Here is a 24,914-nt window from a genome sequence, read left to right on the forward strand (position 1 = left end):
CGGAGAAGGCGCCGACGGCTCGGTGCGGGAGCGGCCGGCGGCGACGCTGATCGTGTTCCTGCTGCCGGCGGCGGAGGACGCGGTGGTGAGCTGCCTGGTGTCGCCGGGGTTCGACTTCTCGATGCCGGAGTAGGGGTGGCGGGTCTCGATACGCCGCCGGAGGCGGCTACTCGACCAGCATGAACGTGCGCAGCGGCGGCTGGACTGCTCGAGACGTCGGGAGGCACGGATCCCGTCAGCAGTGACGTGAACGCGTCATCGTTGTGCTTCAGCTGCCCGGAATTCGCCTGGTGCGGTGCGAGGGCACCACCTTGGTGTGCAGGTACGCCGACGTCAGCCGCGACAGCGGTCGTACCTCGACACCTCGGGAGACCCACTCATGACGCACGACGACGAACACCCGACGACCTCCGACGGTCACGGCGCAGTGGAACGGCGCACGCTCGTCGCCGGGGCGGTCTGGACGCTGCCCGTCGTCGCCCTGGCGACGGCGGCTCCGGCTGCAGCGGCGTCTCCCGCTGCGTGCCCCGTCCTCACCGACCCCTCGCAGTGGCGGCGCTACAGCAGCGGCTACGGCGACCACGGTGCGTCCACCATCAGGGAGGAAGGCGGCCGCTACTTGTACTACCAGGAAGAAGACGACTCGAGGTCCTTCGAAGGGCTCAACCTGGACGTCTGGTGGGTGGCGCAGCTGCCGGTCGTCGCGGGCACCACCTACACCTTCCTCTATCGAGCCGGTGGCAGGTACGCGGACAGCCTCACCCCGGCGACCCGCGGCCCTCAGTACGCCCGACTCGAGATCGACGGCGCTGCCGTCTCGCCCGACTACAGCACCGATACGAGCCAGTACGGCAAGGTGCAGCTGACCACGGACTTCTCCTTGGTCGACTACTCCTCGCTGTGGGTGGCGAAGACCACCGGGACCGTGCAGCTCATCTGGCACTTCGTCGTTCCGGGGCGGAAAGGCGTGACGACCGACGCGAACGACGACATCCGCATCACGCTGCCGATCATCACCTGCTCTCCGTAGCACCGGGTCGAGCGACGGGATCGCTCGGTCGGCGGGGGGCGCTGCACGGTGATCGAGGAGGCTGCGGCGGGCCAGGGGTGCGTGGACCGGGCGGGTATCGTGAGCCGCATCATGCCCGTCGACTCCGCCCTCGAGGCCTCCGGCTCCGGCAGACGCCTGCAGCGCCGGGTCGCCGAGGGGCTCGGGCGGGAGATCGCGTCGGGGGTCCGACCGGCGGACTCGCAGATCGTGCCCGAGGAGATCGGCCGCCGCTACGACGTGTCGCGGACGGTGGTGCGCGAGGCCTTCCGTGCTCTCGAGGCGCGGGGGATGATCCGAGCGAGGCCGCGCGCGGGGACGCAGGTCCAGCCGGAGAGCTCGTGGAACCTTCTCGATCCCGACGTGATCCAGTGGCGGGCCACAGGGCCGGCCGGGGAGACGCAGCTGCAGGAGCTCCTCCTGCTGCGCGAGGCGGTCGAGCCGGCCGCGGCCCGGCTCTTCGCGTCGCGGGGCGGGACGGTTCGGCGCGAGGAGCTGTCGGCCGCGGCGGCGGAGCTCGCTCTCGCGGCCGAGGCGCGATCGCTGCCCCGGTTCACGAGCGCCGATCAGAGCTTCCACCGGATCCTGGTCGAGGGGTCGGGCAACGCTGTGCTCGCCCAGCTGCTCGGCACCATCGCGGCCGCGCTCGACAGCAGGTACGGCAGCGGCGTGCCGACCTTCACCGCCGCCACCGATCGTGCGGTCGACCAGCATCGGCGGCTCGCGGAGGCGATCGCCGCCGGCGACGCAGATCGTGCGGAGGCCGAGGCACGCACGCTCGTCCGAGACACCGCTGAGGAGATCCGGGCGACGCCGACCGGCTGAGGGTCACCGGAGATCGGCGCCGGACTCGATCACTCCGGGGGCGCGAGGCCCTCGTAGGCGCGGCTGGGGATCTGCGTGGCGAGCTTCCCGCCGCTGATGTCGACGAGGGTGCCGGTGATGTAGTCCGCCGCGTCGCTCGACAGGAAGCAGAGCAGATCGGCGATGTCGTCGGGCGTGCCCCAGCGGCGCAGGCTCAGCGTGTCGAGGAGCCGCGCCTTCGCCGCCTCGGGCATGTCCGCGAAGCCGTTCATCGCGGTGGGGATCATCCCCGGTGCGTAGGCGTTGACGGTGATGCCCCACGGCCCGAGCTCGCCGGCGAGGACCCGGGTGAACTGCACGACGGCCGCCTTCGACGCTCCGTAGGCGGCGGCGCCGATGCTCGGCACGATCGCCGCGAACGAGGCGGCGCTGATGATGCGACCCCGGCCGCGCGCCTTCATCACCGGGATGACGGCCTGCGACACGAGGAAGGTGCCGCGGACGTTCACGTCGAACGCAGCGTCCCAGCGCGACGGGTCGAGGGTCTCGATGCTGCCCTCGACGTTGATGCCGGCGTTGTTCACCAGGACGTCGACGTGACCGAAGCGCTCCACCACCGCGTCGATCGCCGTCCGCACCGAGGCGGGATCCGTGACGTCGCAGACCAGCTGCTGCACCTCGTCCGCGGCGGGGGAGGGGAAGGCCAGATCGAGTGCGGCGACCCGCGCGCCCTCCGCCGTGAAGCGGTCGACGATCGCGCGGCCGATGCCGCGTCCGCCTCCGGTGACCACGACGACCAGGCCGGTGAGATCGATGAGCACGGGAAACCTCCATTAGTATGATTATTCTTTCGTCACCGTAGCACCGAGGGAGTACCGGATGGACGCCGAGGACCCGCGCAAGGTCGTCTGGATCACGGGCGCCGGCTCCGGGATCGGAGCGGCGTCGGCCGAGCGCGCGGCGGCCCGCGGCTGGACGGTGGTGCTCAGCGGCAGGTCCCGCGAGCGCCTCGACGCGGTCGCCGAGCGGATCGGGAGTGCCGGCGGGGACGCTGTCGTCGTCCCTCTCGACGTGAGCGACGGGGAGGCGGTGCCCGCCGCCCGGGACGCGGTGCTGGCGGCGGCCGGCCGCATCGACGCGCTGGTCCTGTCCGCCGGGCTCAACTCCCCGCGGCGGACCTGGGGGGACCAGCGGATGAGCGAGCTCGAGGAGATCGTGCGCACCAACCTGCTGGGGCCGGTGGGCGTCATCGACGCGGCCCTGCCGGAGCTGCGGGCGCACGCCGGCGCGGTGGTGCTCGTCTCCTCCTACTCGGCCTGGGCCTTCAGCCCCGTCGCGGGAGTCGCGTACAGCGCGAGCAAGAAGGCGCTGGCCGAGATCGCCCGCACCCTGAACGCACAGGAGTCCGCCTCGGGGATCCGCGCCTGCCACCTCTGCCCCGGCGACGTCGCGACGGACTTCCTCCGCCACCGGCCCCAGGTCCCGGACGATCGGGCGCGCGCCCGGATGCTCGCGCCGGACGACGTCGCCCGTGCGGTCGAGTTCGTCCTGGAGTCGCCGGCCCACGTCCGCATCGACGAGCTGGTGATCTCGCCGGTGTCGCAGCGCTGACGGCCGCTCGCCGCGGGACGCGGCGTATCGAGACCCGCCCGCCGGACCATCGCCCGCGGAACCCCCGGCGTCAGCCGGAGGACTCGCGGGGGACGAGGCGCACGGGCATGGAGCGGACGCCCGGCGTCGCGCGGCCGTGGATGGCGTGGGAGAGCTCCTCGGCGGCGGCGCGGCCGAGGGCCTCGAGCTGCATGTCGATACTGGTGAGCGGGGGGCGGGCGGCCTCGACGAGGAGGTCCCAGTTGTCGAAGCCGACGACGGCGACGTCGCGCGGCACGGGGTGCCCGCTCTCGCGCAGGTGGTCGAGGGCGCCGCGGGCGATCTGGTCGCTCGCGCAGATGATGGCGTCGAGATCGGGGTGCGCGGCGAGCAGCGACTCGGCGCACTGGCGGCCCCAGCTCTCCGACCACTGGCCGTAGAGGACGTCGCCGCCGACCAGCGGGAGGCCCGCCTCCGTCAGTGCCCGCTCGACGCCGCGGGCCCGGTCGTGGGCGGCGGTGTAGCTGGGCTCGCCGTTGATCAGCGCGATGCGGGTGCGCCCGCGCTCGATCAGGTGGCGGGCGGCGAGCACGCCGGCGAGCGTGTTGTCGGGAGTGAAGGACGAGTCGCGCTCGTCCTCGGAGGGCGCGTAGGCGTAGACCACGGGGACGGGGATCGTCGCGGTGATCGACGGCCGCGGGTTGGTCGTCCGGCCGAGCACGACGATGCCGTCGACGCGCTTGGCCAGCAGGTTCTTGATGTGGTGCTGCTCGCGGATCGAGTCGCCGCGGGCGTCGCAGAGGAAGACCGAGGTGGAGCCGGCGCCGAACGCGTCCTCGGCGCCGAGGAGCACCGGCAGCACGAAGCGGTTGTCGAGATCGTTGGTGAGCATGCCGATCGTGCCGGTGCGCCGCGAGTTGAGGGCCTGCGCGAACGGGTTCGGCGTGAAGGAGAGCGCGGCGGCGGCGTCGAGCACCTTCTGGCGGGTCTCGGCGCGGACCTGATCGCGGCCGTTGAGCGCCTTGGAGGCGGTGGCGATCGAGACGCCGGCCTCGCGGGCGACGTCGGTCAGCGTGATGGTGCCCGTGGGCTTGCGCGGCGCGATGACGTCCTCCTCCCGCGGGACGCCGGTGCGCCCTGGACGATCCTCGCACAGGATCCCGCGAACCGAAAACACCGAAAACACGCCATCTCTTGACGCCGCCTCCCCGCCGTGTCTACTTTGAACCCGCAGAAAGTAGTTTCGGTCCGGCGCACCGTCCGGCCCCCACGCACCACCACCCGTCAACGACGAAGGGAACATCCGCGATGAAGAGGAAGCACACTCGGGGCCTCGCCGCCGCCGTCCTGCTCGGGACCGCAGCGGCAGCACTGACCGGCTGCGCGGGAGGCTCGGGAGGCGACTCCACCTCCGCCGCCGGCGGCACCTACACGTTCTGGGACCCGTATCCCCAGTTCGACGAGTCGTCCGACTGGGCGAAGCTCATCGACTCGTGCGGCACCGAGGCCGGCGTCACCGTCGAGCGCACCGGCTACGACACCACCGACCTGACCAACAAGGCGCTCCTCGCCGGGCAGCAGGGCAGCTCGCCCGACATCCTGCTCGTCGACAACCCGGTCGTCTCCACGCTCGCCGAGTCGGGCATCCTGACCACCACCGCCGAGAACGGCCTGGAGACCGGCGACATCGACGCCAACATCCTGGCCGCGGGCGAGGCCGGCGGCGACACCTTCGGCGTCCCGATCGGGGCGAACACCCTCGCGCTCTACTACAACAAGACCGTGCTGGCGACGGCCGGCGTCGACGTCTCGTCGATCACCGACTGGGCGAGCCTCACCGCCGCGCTCGAGAAGGTCACCGCCTCGGGCGGCAAGGGCATCACATTCTCCGGCATCGGCACCGAGGAGGGCACCTTCCAGTTCCTGCCCTGGTTCTGGGGCTCCGGCGCCGAGCTGACCGAGCTCGACTCGGACGCCGCCGTGGACGCGGTCTCGCTCTGGACCGACTGGCTGGAGAAGGGCTACGCGCCCAACTCCGTGATCGGCAACACCCAGACCACCAGCTGGCAGGAGTTCGAGACCGGCGAGTACGCCTTCGGCGAGAACGGCACCTGGCAGCTCGCGAACGCCAAGGCCTCCGGCATCGACTACGGCATCCTCACCATCCCCGCGAAGGACGGCGGCTCGGCCCCCGCGCCGACCGGCGGCGAGTTCCTCACCCTGCCCGTGCAGAAGGACGAGGCGCGCTACGAGACGTCGACGGCGATCGCCGAGTGCCTCACCTCGACGGACAACCTGGTGACGACCGATGACACGCTGTCGTACATCGCGCCGACGGCCGCCGCGCAGGAGGCGCAGGTCGCCGGGAACGCCGACCTCGAGCCCTGGGTCGAGGCCGTCCAGGCCGCGAAGGGGCGCACCTCGGACGACCTCGGGACGAAGTACCCGAAGATCTCCGAGCAGCTCTGGTCCGCGGTGCAGACCGCGCTGAGCGGCTCGCAGTCGCCGGCCGACGCGCTGAAGGCGGCGCAGTCGGCGGCCGAGTCCGCGACGCAGTGATGAGTGTCGTGGAGCCCCTTGCTGATCGAGGAGCCCGCTCTGCGGGCGTCTCGAGATCCGCCGGCGTCAGAGGGGTGGTCTGCAGACCAGACGGTCTTGCGGTGGTGGGTCTCGATACGCCCCTGCGGGGCTACTCGACCAGCAGGTGGGGCGCCCCCGGGGCGCTCCAGACTCGGGAGGAACGATGACGACGGCCACGGAGACGGCGCGGTTGCTGCGGCGGGACGCCGAGCCCGGGGTCGCGCCCGTCGCAGCCCCGGCGCCGAGGCGGCGGCGGCCGGGCGGGCAGCTCGCAGCGTGGGCGTTCCTCGCTCCGCTCGTCGTCTACCTGCTCGTCTTCTACGCCTTCCCGCTCTACCGCAACCTCGAGCTGAGCCTGAAGGACTACACGGTCCGCTCCTTCGTGCAGGGCAACGCGCCGTTCGTCTGGTTCGACAACTACGTGCAGGTCTTCCGCGACCCGACCTTCGGCCCCGCGCTGCTGCACACCGCGGTGTTCACGGGGGTGTCGCTGGTCTTCCAGTTCACGCTGGGGCTGGCGCTGGCGGTCTTCTTCTACCGGCGCTTCCCGCTGGCGAGCACGCTCCGGGCGCTGTTCCTCGTGCCGTGGCTGCTGCCGCTGATCGTGTCGGCGTCGACCTGGTCGTGGATGCTGAACAGCGACTCCGGGATCGTGAACGCGTTCCTCGAGTCGTTCAGGATCGGGCAGATCAACTGGCTGACCTCGCCGTCGACCTCGCTGATCGCGGTGCTGATCGCCAACATCTGGATCGGCATCCCGTTCAACCTGGTGATCCTCTACTCCGGGCTGCAGAACATCTCGCAGGACCTCTACGAGGCGGCCTCGCTCGACGGCGCGACCGGCGCCCAGCAGTTCTGGCGGATCACCTTGCCGCTGCTGCGCCCGGTCTCGGCGATCACGATCCTGCTCGGCCTCGTCTACACGCTGAAGGTGTTCGACATCATCTGGATCATGACCAAGGGCGGGCCGGCCGACGCGTCGACGACCCTGGCGACCTGGACCTACCAGCTCGGCTTCGGCTCGATGCTGCCCGACTTCGGCCCGGCGGCAGCGGTCGGCAACCTGCTGATCATCCTCGCGCTGGTCTTCGGCCTGATCTACATCCGGGTCCAGCGGAAGCAGGCCGACGCATGAGCGCCCGGCGCCCCTGGTGGCTGACCCTCGTGGGCGTCCTGCTCACCGCGATCATGCTGTTCCCGGTCTACTGGATGATCAACGTCTCGCTCACCCAGACCGGCTCGATGCGGAAGGATCCGCCGGACTGGTTCCCGTTCGCGCCCACCTTCTCCGGCTACCAGGCCGTGCTGAGCGAGCAGCTGCCCTACCTCGGCACCAGCCTGATCGTGGGCCTGGGCACGGTGCTGCTGACCGTGGCGATCGCCGCTCCGGCGGCGTACTCGCTCGCGAAGCTGCGGCCGCGCGGCGGGCAGGGGCTCTCGTTCGTCCTGCTGATCGCGCAGATGATCCCGGCGATCATCATGGCGATGGGCTTCTACGCCATCTACCTCAACCTGGGGCTGCTGAACTCGGTCCCCGGCCTGATCGTGGCCGACTCGACCATCGCGGTGCCGTTCGGCGTGCTGATCTTCACCGCGTTCATGTCGGGCATCCCGGACGAGCTGACCCAGGCCGCGCGGATGGACGGCGCGAGTGCGTGGCGCACCTTCACCTCGGTGATCATGCCGATCAGCCGCAACTCCGTCGTCACGGTGTCGCTCTTCGCGTTCCTCTGGGCCTGGTCGGACTTCATCTTCGCGTCGACCCTCGACAGCGGCGGGAAGCTCCAGCCGATCACCCTCGGCATCTACAAGTACATCGGCAACAACAACCAGGAGTGGAACTCGATCATGGCGACCGCCGTGGTCGCGTCGCTCCCGGCCGCCCTCCTCCTCGTCGTCGCCCAGCGGTACGTCTCGGCGGGTGTCACCGCCGGTGCCGTCAAGGACTGACCCTCTTCCTCCTAGGAGATCCTCGTGACCCTGACCACCACCGTCGCCCTCGGCGGCCCCGTCGCCCCGACCGCCGGCGCGCTCCGGCCGCTGCGCCAGGACGAGATCCGGCTGACCGGCGGCTTCTGGCAGCACTACCAGCGGCTCGGCGCCGAGGCCGTGATCGGCCACTGCCTGAGCTGGATCGAGCGTGTCGGCTGGGCCGGCAACTTCGACCGCGCGGCGAACGGCACGATCTCCTCGGCGGCCGGCGGCGACCTTCACGCGGGCATCGAGTTCGTCGACTCGGAGGTCTACAAGCTGCTCGAGGCGATGGCCTGGGAGCTGGGCCGCTCCGACGATCCGGAGCTCGCCGCGCAGTATGAGGCGCTGGTGCTGCGGGTCGCGGGGGCCCAGGACGAGGACGGCTACCTGCACACGAGCTTCGGCCGACCGGGGCAGCGGGCGCGCTACTCCGATCTGGAGTGGGGGCACGAGCTGTACTGCTTCGGCCACCTGATCCAGGCGGCCGTGGCGCGGCTGCGCACCGGGCACGACGACCTGCTGCCGGCCGTGGCGCGGCGGCTGGCCGACCACGTGATCGACGCCTTCGGGGCGGAGGGGCGCGTCGCGGTCTGCGGGCACCCCGAGATCGAGCCGGCGCTCGCCGAGCTGGCGCGGGCCACCGGCGACGGGCGGTACCTGGAGCAGGCGCGGCTGTTCGTCGAGCGGCGGGGCACGGGGACGCTCGGGGCGATCGCCTTCGGGCCCGAGTACTTCCAGGACGACGTGCCGGTGCGCTCGGCCGAGGTGCTGCGCGGGCATGCGGTGCGGGCGCTGTACCTCTCGGCGGGGGCGCTCGACGTCGCCGTGGAGACGGGCGACGCGGAGCTCGAGGCCGCCGTGGGGCGGCAGTGGGCGGCGACGGTCGCGCGCCGCACCTATCTGACCGGCGGGATGGGCTCGCACCACCAGGACGAGGCGTTCGGCGCCGACTACGAGCTGCCGCCGGACCGCGCCTACGCCGAGACCTGCGCGGCGATCGCGTCGAACATGCTGTCGTGGCGGCTGCTGCTGCGCTCGGACGACGCGGCCTACGCGGATCTGATGGAGCGGACGCTGCTGAACGCGGTGCTGCCCGCGACCCGGGAGGACGGACGCGCCTTCTTCTACACGAACACGCTGCAGCAGCGGGTCGACGGGGTGGCGCCGGACGAGAGCGTCGAGACCGACCGGGCGCAGTCGAGCCTGCGGGCGCCGTGGTTCTGGGTGTCCTGCTGCCCGACGAACACGGCGCGGACGCTCGCGAGCGTCGAGCTGAGCTTCGCGACGGCGACGGACGACGGGGTGCAGCTGCACCAGTACGGCGCCTACCGGGTGACGACGGGCGGGGTGTCGCTCGAGGTGGAGACCGCGTACCCGGAGGACGGGGAGATCGCCGTGCGGATCCTCGCTGACGCGGAGTTCGCGCTGACGCTGCGGGTCCCGCCGTTCGCGCGCGGGGCGGCGGTGCTGGACGGGCAGGTGGTGGACGCGCGGCTGTCGACGGTGACGGTGCGGCGGGCGTTCGCGGCCGGCGATGTGGTGCGGCTGTCGCTGCCGATGCCGGCGCGCTTCGTGACGCCGCACCCGCGGATCGACGCGGTGCGCGGCCAGGTGGCGGTGGAGCGCGGGCCGTTCGTGCTGGCGCTGGAGTCGCTCGAGCTGCCGGACGGCGTCGATACCGAGCACGTCGCGGTGGACGCGGGGGTGGAGCCGGTGGCCCTCGGCGACGGCGCGAGTGTGACGCTCGTGCGCCGCGACGCCGCGTCCTCCGCCTGGCCGTACGACGTGCCGGCGGAGCTCGGCGACCGCTTCACCGCCGAGTTCCACCCCTACTACCGCTGGGCCAACCGCGGCCCCTCCACGATGCGCATCTGGACGCCGACCCTCTGACGCGCCGCCGCGAGATGCCACTTGTGCACGCCTTCTGCGGCGTGTCGCGTGCACAAGTGGCATCTCGCGGCGGGGGTCAGTGCTCGCGGCGGGAGGGGACGTCGGCCGGGGTCTCCAGGGGGGCGTCCTGGACGGTGGCGCGGTCGGACCTGGAGCGGTCGCCGCGGGTCTTCAGGAGGCTGGCGATCGTGGCGACGGCGATCGTCGATCCGATGAAGGTGAGCGAGAACCAGATCGGGATCTCGGGGACCCAGAGCAGGGGCTCGCCGCCGTTGATGAACGGGACCTCGTTGACGTGCAGGGCGTGGAAGACGAGCTTCACGGCGATGAAGCCGAGGATGACGGCCAGGCCCTGGCTGAGGTAGACGAGGCGCTCGAGCAGTCCGCCGATCAGGAAGAACAGCTGTCGCAGACCCATCAGCGCGAAGGCGTTCGCGGTGAAGACGATGTAGGCCTCGTTGGTCAGGCCGTAGATGGCGGGGATCGAGTCGAGCGCGAAGACGAGGTCGATGAAGCCGATGGCGACGATGGTCAGCAGCATCGGGGTGACGAACCGGCGGCCGTCCTTCTTCACGGTCAGCTTGTCGCCGTGGTACTCGTCGGTGACGGGGAGGATGCGGCGCACCAGGCGCATGAAGGCGTTGTTCGACGGGTCGCCGTGGTCGCCCTTGATCTGCTGGTAGGCCAGCACGAAGAGCAGGGCGCCGAAGAGGTAGAAGACCCAGGAGAAGTTCTCGATCAGGGCCGCGCCGACCGCGATGAAGCCGCCGCGCATGATCAGCGCGATGACGATGCCGATCATCAGCACCTTCTGCTGGTAGATCTTCGGCACCGCGAAGCCGGTCATGATGATGAGGAAGAGGAAGAGGTTGTCGAGAGACAGCGCCTTCTCGGTGAGATAACCGGCGAAGTACTCGCCGCCGTAGCGCCAGTCGGCGACGAAGCCGATGCCGACACCGAACAGCAGCGCGAGGCCGATGTAGAAGGCCGACCAGCGGGCGGACTCGCCGATGGTCGGCTCGTGCGGCTTCCGCACGTGCGCGAAGAACTCGTAGACGAAGAAGGCGATCGTCACGGCGATGGTGATCAGCCAGATGACGGGTGTGATCTGCACGGAGGTGCTCCAAGAGGGTCGGTCGATGAGGGACCAAGGTCTCCTCCACTCCGGCCGCGACCTCTTGGAGGTGGTGGCGGAGCCGATGGCCCGGGACGCTCATTCGCATCCGTCATGACGGGCTCACCGCAGTCGGGAGTACTCCCCTTGCTGTCTGCGATTCTACTCAGGGATCGCGAGCGCACCCTGGGAGAGTACCGACACGTCGCATCTGGATCCATACCGCTCTATATTGGATCCAGCGGCAGCGTGCCGCGCGGAGAGGCGTTGCATGGCGATCCAGACGGTCCTCGGCCCGATCGAGGCGGCGTCGCTCGGCGTCGTCTCGATGCACGAGCACCTGCTGACCGACGCGAGCGCGCTGCAGCGGCCCGGCGTCGAGGCGCTCGATCCCGACGCCCCCGTCACCGCCGAGCTCGCCGCCGCCATGCGCTGGAGCCAGCTCGCGCTCGCCGACAACCTCCGCCTCGACGACGTCGAGCTGCTCGCCGACGAGCTCCGCGCGGGAGCCGCCGCGGGACTCGCCCTCGCCGTCGACCTCAGCTCGCTCGGCTTCGGCCCCGATCGCACGCGGTTCCCCGAGCTGTCCGAGCGCGCCGGCGTCGCGCTCGTGGCCGGCTACGGCGCCTACCTCCCTCGCCTGCTGCCCGAGTGGTACCTCGCGCTCGACGTCGACGGCCGCACCGCGCTGTTCACGCGGGCGCTGACGGAGAGCGTCCCCGGCACCTCCTACCGCGCCGGACTGCTCGGCCTGATGGGCACGACCGGCGCCTTCGCGACTCCCGAGGGGGAGCAGGAGCGGATCAGCCTCACCGCCGCGGCCCGCGCGGCCGCCGCCACCGGCTCGGCGATCACCGTCCGGCTCGCTGCCGACGCCCGCAACGGACTCGAGGTGCTCGCGCACGTCGTCGCCGAGGGAGTCGATCCCGACCGCGTGGTCTTCAGCACCGTCGACGAGTTCCTCGACCTGCCCTACCTCCGCGACCTCGGTCAGGCCGGCGCCGTGCTCGAGCTCTGCTTCGGCAACGAGGGCGCGCACGTCGGCCGGATCCGCAACGCGAGCGACCCGCAGCGCCTGGACGCGCTGCTGGAGCTGCTCGGCACCGACCCCGGCATCCGCTGGGTGCTCGGCCACAGCACCTGGACGAAGGGCCAGCTGCGCCGCTTCGGCGGGCACGGCTTCGACCACCTCGGCGCGCGCGTCCTGCCGGGGCTCCGCGCGCTCGGCGTCGCCGACGACGTGCTGCTGCGGATGAGCGTCGAGGAGCCCGCCCGGCTGCTCGACCGGCACTGATCCGACCGGCCCTCACCGCCCCCTCCGGCCCCGACGACTCCGGCCCCGACCCGGCCCCCCCGACGAGAGAGACGCAGACCCCATGAGAGACACCCTCGCCCCCCTCGCGCCGATCGAGCCCTTCCTCGTCGACGGCGCGTGGCTCGCTCCCGAGGGCGCCGAGCTGCTCGACGTCGTCGACCCCGCCACGGAGGAGCTGCTCACCCGCGTCCCGCAGGCCGGCCCCGCCGAGATCGAGGCGGCCGTCACCGCCGCCCGCCGCGCACACGACGACGCGCGCTGGAGCGGGATGAGCCCGCACGACCGCAGCCGCATCCTGAACCGCGTGGCCGACCTCATCGAGGAGCGCCTCGAGGAGCTCGCGGTGCTCGAGACCCGCGACAACGGCAAGCCGATCGAGCGCTCCCGCGCCGACACCGCGACCTCGGCCCGCGTCTTCCGCTACTACGCGGGCGCCCCCTCGCGGCTGACCGGCACGGTCGTGCCCGTCGACGCGCAGCACCACGTCTACACGACGCTCGAGCCGGTGGGAGTGGCGGCGCTGATCCTGCCGTGGAACTTCCCGATCATGACGGCGAGCTTCAAGCTGGCGCCGGCGCTCGCCGCGGGCTGCACCGTGGTGGTGAAGCCGGCGGAGCAGACTCCGCTGACGATGCTGCGCCTCGCGGCCCTCTGCGAGGAGGCGGGCGTTCCCGCGGGAGTCGTCAACGTGCTCACCGGCGACGGCCGGGTCGGCGCGGCGCTCACCGAGCACCCGCTGGTCAGCAAGGTCTCCTTCACCGGCAGCACCGAGGTCGGCCGGAAGGTGATGCGCGCCGCGAGCGAGGACTTCACCCGCTTGACTCTGGAACTGGGCGGCAAGAGCCCGAACATCGTGTTCGAGGACGCGGACCTGGACGCCGTGGTGCTGACCGCGATGCGGGCGTCGTTCGGCCACTCCGGCCAGATGTGCACGGCGGGCAGCCGGCTGCTGGTGCAGCGCTCGATCCTCGAGGAGGCGACGGAGCGCCTGACCGCGGCGGTGCGGAAGGTCGCGCTCGGCGACGGGCTGGCCGGCGGCGTGACCGTCGGGCCGCTGGTGTCCGAGGAGCAGCGGCAGCAGGTGCTCGGCTACATCGCGCAGGGCGAGGCGGAGGGCGCGGTCGTCGCGGTGGGCGGCGGCGTGCCGGACCGGCCGGGCTACTACGTCGAGCCGACGCTGTTCACCGGCGTCACGAACACGATGACCATCGCGCGCGAGGAGATCTTCGGCCCGGTCGTCGGCATCATCCCCTTCGAGGACGAGGACGAGGCGGTGGCCCTCGCCAACGACCAGACCTACGGGCTCGCCGCCGGGGTGTGGACGAACGACCTGGCGCGGGCGCACCGGATGGGGCGGCGGCTGCGCGCGGGCACGGTGTGGGTCAACACGTACAACCTGTTCGACCCGGCGCTGTCGTTCGGCGGCGTGGGGGAGTCCGGGATGGGGCGCGACCTGGGCGAGGAGGCGCTGCGCTCGTTCTGCGAGCTGAAGAGCGTGGTCGTCGCGCTCTGACGCGGCGCCGGTTCGATCTGCCGGCGATCCGCGCGGGAACGCCATTTCCGCCGCGTCCGTGCGTCTCGTGCCGGCGTGATCGCCTGCACATCGGACAGCACGCCTCCGGAAGGGTGCTGGGCCGGCGTGCAAGTGCTCCTCCGTTGTGCAGGTGCTCGTCCGTTGTGCAGGTGATTCGGCGGGGAAGCCGCTTACCGGCGCGAGGGCGGGAGGGGCGGATCGCCTGCAGATCGGACGGGGTCGTGCCGGGCTCAGGCGTCAGATCCAGCCGATCTTGTGGGCCTCGATCACGGCGCGCTGACGGGTGTCGACGTCGAGCTTGCGCAGGATCGACGAGACGTGGTGGCGCACGGTGCCCGCGGAGAGGTGCAGCGCCCTGCCGATCTCGCCGGTGGTCTCGCCGCGGGAGCCGGCGCTCAGGACGTCGAGCTCGCGGTCGGTGAGCGGGCTGCGCGTGGTCGCGAGAGCGTCGGCGGCGATCTCGGACTCCTCTTCTGGCGCGGGTGGATCTCGATACGCCCTCTGCGAGGGCTACTCGATCAGCAGGAGAGGGGGAGCAGCCGGAGGCTACGTCGCCCTTCCGTCAGCCGCCCGCCTCATGCTGGTCGAGTAGCCGCGCAGCGGCGTATCGAGACCCGCCGTCACCAGAAGGGCGGGTCTGCAGACTCGTCCTTCTGACGGTGGTGGATCTCGATACGCCCGCTGTGCGGGCTACTCGATCAGCATGGAGTTCCCCGCACTGACGAGGTGGCCTCTCCTGGTCAGCATGGAGTTCCCCACTCACGAGGTGATCTCTGCTCGGAGCCCTCGGCGAGGATTCCGCGCCTGCGTCGGCAGCTCGTCCTCGGACTCCGGCACCCTCGTCACGTCTCCTCGTCGAGGAGAAGAAGAGGAGGGACGGAGCTGTGTGCATCGAGGAAGTCGGACCGGTCGAGGCCGTGCGGGCGTTCGTGACCGCCTACGACGAATGGGCCCAGCGGGGCTACACCCGGAGCGTTCCGGAGGAGCTGGCCGAGGCGGTGACCGAGAAGCTCTTCCCTGATCTCGACTCGGATGCTCGGTGGTACTCGCGGGGCAAGGTGAGGCAGGTCGGGAGCATGGTCGTCTCAGAGGTGGAACTGCTGTCGTACTCGAGCTCCGACGCCGTCGTCGGGGCGCTCCTGGACACGACGGGCATCCGCGTCCTCGCCAACGGCAAGGAGACGTTCCGCAGCACCGAGGAGAAGGATCTGATCCACCGCGTGCGGATCAGCCTCGTCTTCGACGGCCGCTGGCGGATCGACGTGATCGACACGGTGGAGTAGTGGCGGGCGCACGGCTCCGGCCCCTGCGCTCCGCAGAAGTCGTCGTAGTAGGTGGTCCGGTACGACGACTTCTGGAGAGTGAGGGCGGCGGCGGGGAGGCGCGCGGCCTCGGGTGCGCAGAAGTTGTCGTAGTGGGTGCTCGGGTACGACAACTTCTGGAGAGGGAGGGGGTCCGGCGGGCGGGGTCAGGGGGTCGGCGGGCGGGACGACGCCGTGAGGCGGCGGACGGCGTCTCCTGGGGCGTGGGCGACGCGGGGGGACTCCGCGAGGAGGAGGGTCGCGCGGGTCGGGGCGTACTCGGGCCAGTCGGGACCGGGGGCGCCGGTGGCGGCGAAGGCGGACCAGTGGCGGGTGAGGGCGTCGCGGAGGGAGGCGGGGGCGGCGTCGCCGACCTCGTCGCGGGCGAGGTCCGAGTCGTCGACGTGACGGAAGAGGAAGGGCAGCTCGAGGGAGTGGCCGGACCGCCGAGCGCCGGCGGCGGCGGGCTGCTCCCAGGTGAAGAGGTACGCGCGGGTGGAGCCGGTGGCGTCGGCGCGGGCGTCGAGGAGGCGCTGGCTGGGCTGCCGGTAGATCGTCTCGGCGAGGCAGGCCTCGAGCTGCTCGGCCGGGGAGGTCTCGCGGCCGAGGTCGGCGCGGAGGGCGGCGGCGAACGCCTCCGTCCGGCTGCCGCGTGACGAGGGCCACTGCGGCAGGAGCAGCGCCAGCTCGCGCTCGAGGAGGTCCGGCGACGGGTCCGGGCCGCCGGGGTCGACGAAGCCGGAGCCCTCGTTCACGTTCGTGCCGACGATCAGGTCCACCGTCGAGGACGCTCCGGCGGCGACCGCGTCCACCGGCGCCGCGGGCAGCACGCGGCCGTCGAGGCTCGGCCGGAAGGCGGGCGTCGGGTTCGGGTGGCCGGCCGAGCGGCGCTCGATCAGCCGCTGCTGGGCGGCGACCACCTCCTCCCACGGCAGCGTGAGCAGCCGCGACGGGTCGTCCTCGAGCCCCAGGAGCGCGAGCAGCTCGGCGGTGACGCCCTCGCCGAAGGTCCGCGTGCCGATCCGCTCCGGGTTCCCGCTCTGCAGCACCGCCCGCTGGAACAGACCGTCGGCAGCGGGCGCGGCGAGCAGCGCCGAGACCAGCACCGCTCCCGCGGACTGGCCGGCGAGCGTCACCCGCGACGGGTCCCCGCCGAACGCGGCGATGCCCGAGCGCACCCAGCGGAGCGCGCCGATCACGTCGAGCAGGGCGAGGTTCGCGGAGTCGGCGTACTCGGCGCCGAGGACGTGCTCGAGGGTCAGCAGCCCGAGCGCGCCGAGGCGGTGATTCACCGAGACGACGATCATCCGGCCCGCGGCGGCGAGGCGCGCGCCGTCGGAGAGCGGCTCCGCGTTCGATCCGACGATGTGCAGGCCGCCGTGCACCCAGACGAGCACGGGCAGGTCGCGGGCGGCGGGATCGGGCGTCCAGATGTTCAGGTGCAGGGAGTCGCGCTCGGAGACGGGCGCGTCGGCGAACGGCTGCGGCGCGACAGGTCCGCGCGAGATCGCCGGGCGCATCCCCGCCCACGGCTCCACCGCCGCGCCGGGCCGGAAGCGCTCGGCCACCCGCAGGTACGGCACGCCGAGGAAGGCGTGCACCGCGCCGTCCGGCGTCTCCAGCACCCGGCCGCGCACGTTGCCCCCCGGAGTCACGACCTCGGTCATTCGGGCTGGTGCAGCACGGGCCCGTGGCCGGGCGAGAGCGTGCTCTGCAGCACGAGGGAGGAGGCGCCGATCGCCGCGGCGTCGCGCGGGTTCGCCGACAGCTCGACGCTGATCGGGTGCGCGCGGCGGGCGAACCGGCGGCCCTCGAGCCGGGAGCGCAGCGCCCGCGTGTAGATCGAGCCGGCGATCGCGACTCCGGGGCCGGTGAGGACGAGCGCGTCGAGGTCGAACAGGTTGGCGAGGGTGACGGCGCCGTCGGCGAGGTGCCCGGCGGATCGCTGCAGCAGCGCCTCCGCGGCGGGGTGGCCGTTGATCGCGGCGAGGCTCAGCACGTCGAAGTCGCGGGCGTTCTGCTCCACCTCGAAGGTGAGGTCGAGGTCGGCGAACGAGCCGCGATCCGCTCCCGCGTCCTCGACCACGACGGAGGGCGCCGCGTAGCGCTCCAAGCAGCCGATGTTGCCGCAGAAGCACTCGCGGCCGCCCGGGGCGATGGTGATGTGGCCGATCTCGGCGGCGTTGGAGCTGGCTCCGCGGAAGAGCGCGCCGTCGAGCACGATGCCGGCGCCGATCCCGGTGCCGACGTAGATGCTGCCGAAGGTCTCGTGCCGCGAGACGCCGCGGCTCCAGAACTCGCCGATGGCGGCGGCCGCCGCGTCGTTGTCGAGCAGGATCGGGATGCCGAAGCCGGCACCGAGCTCCTCGCGCAGCGGGAAGTCGCGCCAGCCCTGCAGGGTGGGCGGGCCGAGGATACGGCCGGCGGCCTGGTCGATGGGGCCGGGGGCGACGACCGCGACACCGGCGATCGTGCGGCGGTCGAGGCCGGTGCCGCGGACGAACGCGGCGTAGCCGTCGACGATCCGCCGGGTGACCTCCTCCGGGGCCGCGAGGGCCGCGCCGCGGATCTGCTGGCGCGCGAGCACGCCGCCGCCGGCGTCCGTCGCCACGAAGGTGATCGACTCGAAGCCGAGCTGGACGCCGACGCCGATCCGCGCCCGGGTGTTGATCTCGAGCATCTGCCGCGGCTTGCCGCCGCTGGCGGTGGAGCCCGTCTCGCGGACGATGCCGTCGGTGAGCAGCTTCCGCACGATCAGCGAGATCGACGGCTGGGTCAGGCCGGTCGCCGAGGTGAGCTCGACGCGGCTGATCGGCCCGGAGGAGCGGATCAGGTCGACGACGAGGGCGCGGCTGCCCGGGGCCGCGGGGGTCGCCTCACGACGCGCCATGCCTGCTCCTCACCGCTCGACCGCCAGCGTACGGGACCGGGGGCCGCGGCCCGCGCCCGCGCCTACGCTGGTACCGCCCGTCCGAGAGAGAGCCGCCATGACCGATCCGAGACCGCCGCGGCCCCTCGGGCTCGCCCTCGTCCGCGCCACCGAGATCATGGGCGCCGAGCCCTACTTCCACGAGTTCATCGCGGGGGTCGAGCACGCGGTCCGCCCGGCCGGGCACTCGGTGCTGCTGAACGTGCTGCCCGACCGCGACGCCGAGATCGAGACCTACCGGCGCTGGGCCCGCGACGGCGAGGTCGACGGCGTCGTGCTCGTCGACCTGGAGGTGGACGACCCGCGGCCGGCGCTGGTGCGCGAGCTCGGGCTGCCCGCGGTGATCGTCGGCCCGCCCTCCGCGGCGCGGGAGCTGCGGGCGGTCTGGACGAACGACGACGACGCGATGCGCGACGCGGTGCAGTTCCTCGCCGATCTCGGCCATGAGCGGATCGCGCACGTCGGCGGGCCGGAGGAGCTGCTGCACACGCGGATCCGGCGCGAGTGCTTCCTCCGGGAGTGCGCCGACCGGGGGATCGAAGCGGTCGAGCGCTCGGGCGACTACTCGCGAGAGTCCGGCGGCCGCGCGCTGCGCTCGCTGGCGGCGGAGTCGCAGCCGGCGACCGCGGTGATCCTGGACAGCGACCTGATGGCGATCGGCGCGCTCGACGCGGCCCGTCAGCTCGGCCTCGACGTGCCGGGCGCGATGTCGCTGCTGGCCTGGGACGACTCCGCGCAGTGCCAGCTGAGCGAGCCGCCGCTCTCGGCGGTCTCGCACGACGTGCAGGTGATCGGCATGCTGACCGGCCAGGAGCTCCTGAGCGAGATCGCCGAGTCGGCGAGCGGATCCGTCGCCAGCCCGCCGGTCGTGGTGGTGGCGCGCGGCACGACGAGCGCCCTTGCGCAGCCCGCCGGGCACGTGGACTGACGCCCCGGGGGAGCCGCGACGGCGCTGATCCGTCATGCCTGATCTTTACATAAATTATTAATCTTTGTACTTGACGCGGGGCAGGAGCATCAGCGACTCTGGGCACGTCGCCGCGGTGATCGACTCCCGATCAGCTGCGGCGCGAGACACGTCACCGGTCGAAGGAGCCTGGCTAACCCATGACACGTGCCCACCCCACCCCCTCCGCGTTCTCGCGGGTCCCCCTGCGCCGCTCCCTCGCCGGAGCCGCGCTGCTGGCCGTCACGGCCGGCTCGCTGGTCGTCCTCGCGCCGGCCGCGGCGCCGACCGCCTCGGCAGCGGCGATCGCCGCCGACTGGACGAGCGAGAACACCGCCTTCGTCCAGCGCGACGGCAGCGCCCTGACCCTCGACGGCGAGCGGTTCCGCGCGAGCGGCACCAACATCTACTGGCTCGGCCTCGACGAGAACGTCGGCGGCGTCGACTACCCCACCTACTTCCGGATCAAGGACGCCCTCGACACCGCCGCGCAGATGGGCGTCACCGTCGTCCGCTCGCACATGATGACCTCGACGGGCCAGAACGACGAGGATCCGCTCGCCCTGATGCCGCGCCTCGGCGAGTACAACGAGGAGGCGTTCCGCACCATCGACTTCGCCGTCGCCTACGCGGGCACCCTCGGCATCCGCCTGGTGCTGCCCCTCACCGACGAGTGGGCGTACTACCACGGCGGTCACCGCGACTTCACGACTCCGCTCGGGCTGGAGTCGGCCGACTTCTACACCGACCCCGCGGCGATCGCCGCGTACCAGGACTACGTCGACGTGATCCTCGGCCACACCAACACGATCACCGGCACGCGCTTCGTCGACGACCCGACGATCATGGCCTGGGAGCTGGGCAACGAGCTCGAGGGGATGACCCTCGACTGGATCAACGCGCAGGTCGCCCACATCAAGGAGCAGGCGCCCGAGCAGCTCGTCGCCGCCGGCCGCCGCTTCGACATCGACCCGGACACCCTCGCGGCGCCCGACCTCGACATCGTCGACGTGCACTACTACCCGCCGACCGCCGAGCGCGTCTCGGCCGACGCCGCGACCGTCGCCGGCGCGGACAAGGTCTACATCGCCGGCGAGTACGCCTCGACGGCCGCGAGCGAGGACCTCCTCGGCGCGGCCGCGGCCGACCCGAACGTCTCGGGCACCTTCTTCTGGTCGCTCTTCGGCAACAACGACCGCGGCGGCTTCGTGCCGCACGACGACGGCTTCACCCTGCACTACCCGGGCGAGACCCCGCGCGAGCAGGAGAGCGTCGACGCGATCGAGCAGTACGGCACCGCGACGGGCAGCACGCCCGGCGAGCTCGAGCTCGGCGCCCCGCTGATCACCGCGATCGAGCAGGACTGCGGGATCAACGAGGTCTCCTGGCGCGGCACCGCGGGCGCCACCGGCTACCTGGTGCAGCGCTCGACCGGCGGCGAGTGGAGCGACGTCACGGACGGAGCCGTCTCCGCCTCGGCCTCGCCCGTCACCGACTACGACTCCCCGGCCGGCGCGCGCTACCGCGTCGTGCCGGTGGGTGACGACGACCAGCGCGGTCCCGCCTCCGACGCGGTCGCCGCCGCCGCCGGCGGTGCCGTGCTGGTCGACCCGCTGCAGAGCTGGCTGCTGACCGCCGGCCACGAGAACGCGGAGATCGCGCCGACCCCCGCCGGCGGCGTCGTCAGCGCGACCGGCGACGCGAGCGTCACCTGGCAGCGGGACGGGATCGGCGCGGCGGAGTTCGTCGTCTCGGACCCGTCCGCGGTCACCGTGGCGACGAGCAGCGACGGCGCGACCTGGACCGACGCCGCCACGACGACCACCGAGCGCGACGGCGCGAGCGTCGTCGCCGCGACCGGCCTCTCCGGCGACCGGGTGCGCGTCAGCTGGAGCACCGGCGTGCTGCAGCGGGCGACGATCACGAGCGCCGCCGCACAGGTCGCGCTCGTCGATCCGCTGGACGACTTCTCCCGGACGGCAGCCCACACCGGCAGCCTCTCCTTCGACACCGGAAACCCGGCGCTCTTCGGCGGCGACGCCTCCCGGGTCAAGCGCGACAGCGCCGACCCGGCGAGCCTCGAGTACACCTTCGACGACATCAGCGGCGCCGACATCACCGCCTGGTACTGGCCCGACCAGCCGGTCGTGCCGCTCACGGTCGAGGGATCGGCGGACGGCACCACCTGGGCGCCGCTCGCCGTCGAGACGCGCGGCGGCACCGGGAACTGGCGCGAGTACACCTACTCGGTCCGCGACCTGACCGGCGTGGACCGGCTGCGGATCTCCTGGCCGCAGGGCGCGGGCGAGGTGTGGACGCCGCAGATCGGCGCGGTGAGCCTCTCCTCCCCGAACGCGGCGCCGTTCGGTCTGCCCGCGGCCCCCGCGCTCGGGGCGCCCGTGGACGGCACGGCGGACGTCACCGCCACGCCGACCTTCTCGTGGGAGCCGGCCGCGGACGCCGCGTACTACCGCTTCGTCCTCTCCACCTCGAGCGACCTCGCGGATCCGCTGGTCTCCGCCACCGGGCTCTCGGCCACGAGCTACCGCCCGCCGGTGGAGCTCGACCCGGAGACGACGTACTACTGGCAGGTCTCCGCGGTGAACGGGCTCGGCGCCACGGCGTCGGCGACCCGGACCTTCAGCACGGCGGCGCTGCCGACCGAGCCGGTCGTGGTCGAGGACTTCGACGGCTACGCCGACGACGCCGCGCTGCAGGCCGCCTACGTCCGCAACACCGGCGGCGGATCCATCACGCCGACGCTGGTGCCGAGCCCCGCGAACGACACGAGCGCGGCTCGCTTCGACTACGACACTGGCACGGCCGGTTACGCCGGCACGGTGCGGACCTTCGCGGCCGCGCAGAACTGGTGGGGCTACTCCGGACTGTCGCTCACGGTCGACGCCGACCGGGCGGTGCCGCTCGCGGTGCAGTTCGTCGCGAACGGCGCGTTCTGGGAGGCGACGGTCACCCCGTCCGCCGATGGCGTGCAGCGGATCGAGATCCCATTCGAGGACTTCGCGCCGCCCTCCTGGGCGCCGCAGGCCGACCTCGACCTCACCTCGGTCACGCAGTACGCGCTGTACGTGAACGGCTCGGGCGCGGGCTCGCTGGTGCTCGACGACGTGGAGACCGTGGTGGCGGAGGCGACCACGCCGACGCCGACGCCCACTCCGACCGCTCCGCCCACCGCGACGCCGACGCCGACCGCGACGCCGACGGCCACGCCGACCGCGACTCCCACGGCCACCCCCACCACCCCGCCCACCGCGACCCCGTCGCCCACTCCGACCCCCGCGCCCTCCGTGCCCTCGTGGCTCGAGTCGCTGGTCAAGAAGTACCTGCCGAGCCTCTGGCAGTGGTGGCTCGGCCGCCACTAGCCGCGAGCCGCATCCCGCACCACCCCCGCACCACCCCTCCGTTCCCACCACCACCTCCCGTCGCCGAAGGCGGCGACGGCCCACCGAGGAGAACTCCTGTGCACCGACCCACCACCCGCCGCCCGGCGCCCGCCCGCCGCAGCACGCTGATCGGCCTCGCCGCCGTCGCCGCATCGGCCTCGCTCGTGCTGTCCGGCTGCTCCGCAGGCGCGAGCAACGACTCCGGCGAGCCCGCCGGCGAGATCACCGTGCTGACCAACCGCACCGACCTGGTCGACACCACGTTCGCGGACTACGCCTCGACCTTCGAGGAGCAGTACCCCGGCACCACCGTGAAGTTCGAGGCGCTCACCGACTACGAGGGCGACACCAAGATCCGCCTGAACTCGAAGGACTACGGCGACGTGCTGCTGATCCCGAGCTCGAACGTCACCAAGGACGACTACGCGGACTACTTCGAGCCGCTCGGCTCGACCGACGAGCTGTCCGAGAAGTACCGCTTCACCAACGAGGGCTCGTTCGACGGCACCGCCTACGGCATCTCGACCTTCGGCTCCGCGATGGGCTACGTCTTCAACCGCGACGTCTGGACCGCGGCCGGTGTCACCGACCCGCCGCAGACGGAGGAGGAGTACCTGGCCGACCTCGAGGCGATCAAGGCGACGGGCGTCACTCCCTATTACACGAACTACAAGGACGGCTGGCCGCTCGCGACCATCGAGGGCAACCTCGGCACGGTGCAGGGCGAGGACGTCCGCACCGAGATGATCGCCGACGACGCGCCCTGGACCGAGGGCAACGACCAGTACAACATCGACGGTCTGCTCTACGACACGGTCGCCGCCGGCCTCAGCGAGGACGACCCGACCACCACGAACTGGGAGGAGTCGAAGGACCTCCTCGCCCAGGGCGAGATCGGCTCGATGGTCCTCGGCTCCTGGGCCGTCTCGCAGATGCAGGACGCGGCCGAGAAGGCCGGGAAGCCGCGCGACACCATCGGCTTCTGGCCGATGCCGTGGGCGCAGGACGGCGCGTTCACCTCGGTGACCGCCTCGGACAAGTTCCTCGCGATCAACAAGAACTCCGACAACAAGGCGACCGCCCGCGCCTGGATCGACTGGTTCACCGAGGACTCCGGCTTCGCCGCCAGCCAGGGCGCGATCAGCCCGGTGATCTCGGACCCGGCGCCCGACACCCTGTCCGACTTCGACGCGCTCGGCGTGACCTACCTCGAGCTCGCTCCGGACCCGGTCGGCAAGGAGGCCGTCATCAACGACATCGCCAACGAGGCCGAGATCGACCTCTTCGGCAACTCCTACCGCCAGAAGCTGATCGACGCGGCCCGCGGCGCCGGCGACGGCGACAAGCAGTCGCTCTTCGACGACCTGAACTCGCGCTGGGCCGCGGCCCGCGCGGACGTCGCGGAGTAGCAGCCCCGCCTTCCGCTCCGGGGGCGACCCGCCACCCCGCGGGTCGCCCCTCCCCTCCCCCTCACGACCGCATTCCCCGGGATGCCGAAAGGATCGACATGGCGATCACCGACGCTCCGCCCCTCGAGGTCGGAGCGAGCAAGCGGGCCGGCGGTAGCCGCCGCGGCGACAGGCCCTCCGGCCGCCGCCAGAGGCTGACCGGGCGGCGCAGCACGCCCTGGCTGTTCCTCGCCGTGCCGCTGGCGTTCCTCGTCGTCCTGACCTACATCCCGGTCGCGAACATGTTCTGGTACAGCGTCACCGACTGGGACGGCCTCGACCCGGACAAGACGTTCGTCGGCCTGGAGAACTACGTCGAGATCTTCACCCGGCCCGAGATCTTCCAGGTCTTCTTCGTCAGCCTCTTCTACCTGGCGGGCGCCGTCGCGCAACTCGGGCTCGCGCTGTTCTTCGCGACGCTGCTCAGCTTCCAGACCCGGTTCCGCAACTTCTTCAAGGGCGTCATCTTCTTCCCGTACCTGATCAACGGCGTCGCGATCGGGCTGATGTTCCTCTACTTCTTCCGGCCCGACGGCACCCTCGACGCGGTGCTCGGCGCCTTCGGCGTGCAGGACACCCCGCAGTGGCTCGGCGACCCGTCGGTCGTCAACGTCTCGCTGGCGGCGACCTCGGTCTGGCGCTACATGGGACTGAACTTCGTGCTGTTCCTCGGCGCGATCCAGTCGGTGCCGGAGGAGCAGTACGAGGCCGCGGACATCGACGGCGCGACGTCCTTCGACAAGTTCCGCTACATCATCGTGCCGAGCATCCGCCGGATCCTCGGGCTGTCCTTCATCCTCGCCATCGCGGGCGCCCTGTCGGCGTTCGAGATGCCGTACATCATGACCGGCGGCGCCAACGGGTCGGAGACCTTCGTGATCCAGACCGTCGACACCGCGTTCCGCTACTCGAAGGTCGGCCTCGCCTCGGCGATGGCCGTCGTCCTGCTGGCGATCGTGCTGATCATCACCGCGGTGCAGCGCCGCGTGTTCCCCGACGAGAAGGCGGGCCAGGAATGACCACCACGCAGCCCCGCACGG

21 protein-coding genes are annotated in these 24,914 nt (G+C 72.0%); 15 read left to right on the plus strand and 6 right to left on the minus strand.

What is annotated here, in order from left to right:
* The first annotated feature begins 22 nt into the window (after positions 1-22).
* From GTU73_RS19155 to GTU73_RS01040, 3 genes are all read left to right on the plus strand, one after another.
* Positions 23-133, plus strand: a complete 111-nt coding sequence (locus GTU73_RS19155; RefSeq protein ID WP_217274799.1) for a cupin domain-containing protein — start codon at positions 23-25, stop codon at positions 131-133.
* Between the two features lie 246 nt (positions 134-379).
* Positions 380-1,030, plus strand: coding sequence for a hypothetical protein (locus tag GTU73_RS01035; protein WP_160086195.1), 651 nt, complete (start codon positions 380-382; stop codon positions 1,028-1,030).
* Between the two features lie 111 nt (positions 1,031-1,141).
* Entirely contained in the window at positions 1,142-1,873 is a 732-nt protein-coding gene (locus tag GTU73_RS01040; protein WP_160086197.1) for an FCD domain-containing protein, read from the plus strand.
* Between the two features lie 29 nt (positions 1,874-1,902).
* Here the strand turns inward: GTU73_RS01040 and GTU73_RS01045 are convergent, their stop codons facing one another.
* Positions 1,903-2,673, minus strand: coding sequence for an SDR family NAD(P)-dependent oxidoreductase (locus tag GTU73_RS01045; protein ID WP_160086199.1), 771 nt, complete (start codon positions 2,671-2,673; stop codon positions 1,903-1,905).
* A 58-nt stretch (positions 2,674-2,731) separates the two neighbouring features.
* Between GTU73_RS01045 and GTU73_RS01050 the strand changes: the two genes are divergently transcribed.
* Positions 2,732-3,463 (plus strand): SDR family NAD(P)-dependent oxidoreductase, encoded by a 732-nt coding sequence (locus GTU73_RS01050; RefSeq protein WP_160086201.1) that lies wholly within the window; start codon positions 2,732-2,734, stop codon positions 3,461-3,463.
* 70 nt (positions 3,464-3,533) lie between these two features.
* Here GTU73_RS01050 and GTU73_RS01055 read toward each other — a convergent pair whose 3' ends face one another.
* Positions 3,534-4,619, minus strand: coding sequence for a LacI family DNA-binding transcriptional regulator (locus GTU73_RS01055; protein ID WP_347877743.1), 1,086 nt, complete (start codon positions 4,617-4,619; stop codon positions 3,534-3,536).
* A gap of 131 nt (positions 4,620-4,750) precedes the next feature.
* Between GTU73_RS01055 and GTU73_RS01060 the strand changes: the two genes are divergently transcribed.
* From GTU73_RS01060 to GTU73_RS01075, 4 genes are all read left to right on the plus strand, one after another.
* Positions 4,751-6,001: an extracellular solute-binding protein gene (locus tag GTU73_RS01060; RefSeq protein ID WP_160086205.1), complete on the plus strand. Its 1,251-nt coding sequence runs from the start codon at positions 4,751-4,753 to the stop codon at positions 5,999-6,001.
* A 184-nt stretch (positions 6,002-6,185) separates the two neighbouring features.
* Positions 6,186-7,157 carry a sugar ABC transporter permease gene (locus GTU73_RS01065; protein ID WP_160086207.1) on the plus strand — a complete coding sequence of 324 codons (972 nt, stop codon included), beginning with the start codon at positions 6,186-6,188 and terminating at the stop codon, positions 7,155-7,157.
* A complete protein-coding gene (locus tag GTU73_RS01070) occupies positions 7,154-7,972 on the plus strand; it encodes a carbohydrate ABC transporter permease (RefSeq protein ID WP_160086209.1) in 819 nt (272 codons plus the stop codon). The genes GTU73_RS01065 and GTU73_RS01070 overlap by 4 nt, the downstream gene beginning before the upstream one ends.
* Positions 7,973-7,996: 24 nt before the next feature.
* The gene (locus GTU73_RS01075) at positions 7,997-9,886 is read left to right on the plus strand and encodes a beta-L-arabinofuranosidase domain-containing protein (RefSeq protein WP_160086211.1); all 1,890 of its coding nucleotides are present in this window, start codon (positions 7,997-7,999) and stop codon (positions 9,884-9,886) included.
* A gap of 76 nt (positions 9,887-9,962) precedes the next feature.
* Here GTU73_RS01075 and GTU73_RS01080 read toward each other — a convergent pair whose 3' ends face one another.
* The gene (locus tag GTU73_RS01080) at positions 9,963-11,000 is read right to left on the minus strand and encodes a TerC family protein (protein ID WP_160086213.1); all 1,038 of its coding nucleotides are present in this window, start codon (positions 10,998-11,000) and stop codon (positions 9,963-9,965) included.
* A gap of 271 nt (positions 11,001-11,271) precedes the next feature.
* Here GTU73_RS01080 and GTU73_RS01085 point away from each other — a divergent pair, with 271 nt between their 5' ends.
* Positions 11,272-12,294 (plus strand): phosphotriesterase, encoded by a 1,023-nt coding sequence (locus GTU73_RS01085; RefSeq protein ID WP_160086215.1) that lies wholly within the window; start codon positions 11,272-11,274, stop codon positions 12,292-12,294.
* An 82-nt stretch (positions 12,295-12,376) separates the two neighbouring features.
* Positions 12,377-13,828: an aldehyde dehydrogenase family protein gene (locus GTU73_RS01090; protein ID WP_160086217.1), complete on the plus strand. Its 1,452-nt coding sequence runs from the start codon at positions 12,377-12,379 to the stop codon at positions 13,826-13,828.
* Positions 13,829-14,086: 258 nt separating this feature from the next.
* Here GTU73_RS01090 and GTU73_RS01095 read toward each other — a convergent pair whose 3' ends face one another.
* The gene (locus tag GTU73_RS01095; RefSeq protein ID WP_160091157.1) at positions 14,087-14,308 is read right to left on the minus strand and encodes a LuxR C-terminal-related transcriptional regulator; all 222 of its coding nucleotides are present in this window, start codon (positions 14,306-14,308) and stop codon (positions 14,087-14,089) included.
* Positions 14,309-14,733: 425 nt separating this feature from the next.
* Between GTU73_RS01095 and GTU73_RS01100 the strand changes: the two genes are divergently transcribed.
* Complete coding sequence (locus GTU73_RS01100; RefSeq protein WP_160086219.1) at positions 14,734-15,132, plus strand: hypothetical protein; 399 nt, start codon at positions 14,734-14,736, stop codon at positions 15,130-15,132.
* 185 nt (positions 15,133-15,317) lie between these two features.
* Here GTU73_RS01100 and GTU73_RS01105 read toward each other — a convergent pair whose 3' ends face one another.
* Together GTU73_RS01105 and GTU73_RS01110 are read right to left on the minus strand one after the other, a co-directional pair.
* Complete coding sequence (locus GTU73_RS01105) at positions 15,318-16,805, minus strand: carboxylesterase family protein (protein WP_160086221.1); 1,488 nt, start codon at positions 16,803-16,805, stop codon at positions 15,318-15,320.
* Between the two features lie 8 nt (positions 16,806-16,813).
* Complete coding sequence (locus GTU73_RS01110) at positions 16,814-18,040, minus strand: ROK family transcriptional regulator (protein WP_160086223.1); 1,227 nt, start codon at positions 18,038-18,040, stop codon at positions 16,814-16,816.
* Positions 18,041-18,137: 97 nt separating this feature from the next.
* On the opposite strand from GTU73_RS01110, the gene GTU73_RS01115 reads away from it, so the two are divergent.
* The 4 genes from GTU73_RS01115 to GTU73_RS01130 all read left to right on the plus strand — a co-directional run bounded on the left by GTU73_RS01115 (position 18,138) and on the right by GTU73_RS01130 (position 24,893).
* The gene (locus tag GTU73_RS01115; protein WP_160086225.1) at positions 18,138-19,007 is read left to right on the plus strand and encodes a substrate-binding domain-containing protein; all 870 of its coding nucleotides are present in this window, start codon (positions 18,138-18,140) and stop codon (positions 19,005-19,007) included.
* A 179-nt stretch (positions 19,008-19,186) separates the two neighbouring features.
* Positions 19,187-22,405, plus strand: coding sequence for a carbohydrate binding domain-containing protein (locus GTU73_RS01120; RefSeq protein WP_160086227.1), 3,219 nt, complete (start codon positions 19,187-19,189; stop codon positions 22,403-22,405).
* Positions 22,406-22,503: 98 nt separating this feature from the next.
* Positions 22,504-23,835 carry an ABC transporter substrate-binding protein gene (locus tag GTU73_RS01125; RefSeq protein ID WP_244231723.1) on the plus strand — a complete coding sequence of 444 codons (1,332 nt, stop codon included), beginning with the start codon at positions 22,504-22,506 and terminating at the stop codon, positions 23,833-23,835.
* 98 nt (positions 23,836-23,933) lie between these two features.
* Complete coding sequence (locus GTU73_RS01130) at positions 23,934-24,893, plus strand: sugar ABC transporter permease (RefSeq protein ID WP_160086229.1); 960 nt, start codon at positions 23,934-23,936, stop codon at positions 24,891-24,893.
* Positions 24,894-24,914 lie beyond the last annotated feature (21 nt).

The organism is Rathayibacter sp. VKM Ac-2804 (assembly GCF_009866655.1).
Lineage (GTDB): Bacteria > Actinomycetota > Actinomycetes > Actinomycetales > Microbacteriaceae > Rathayibacter.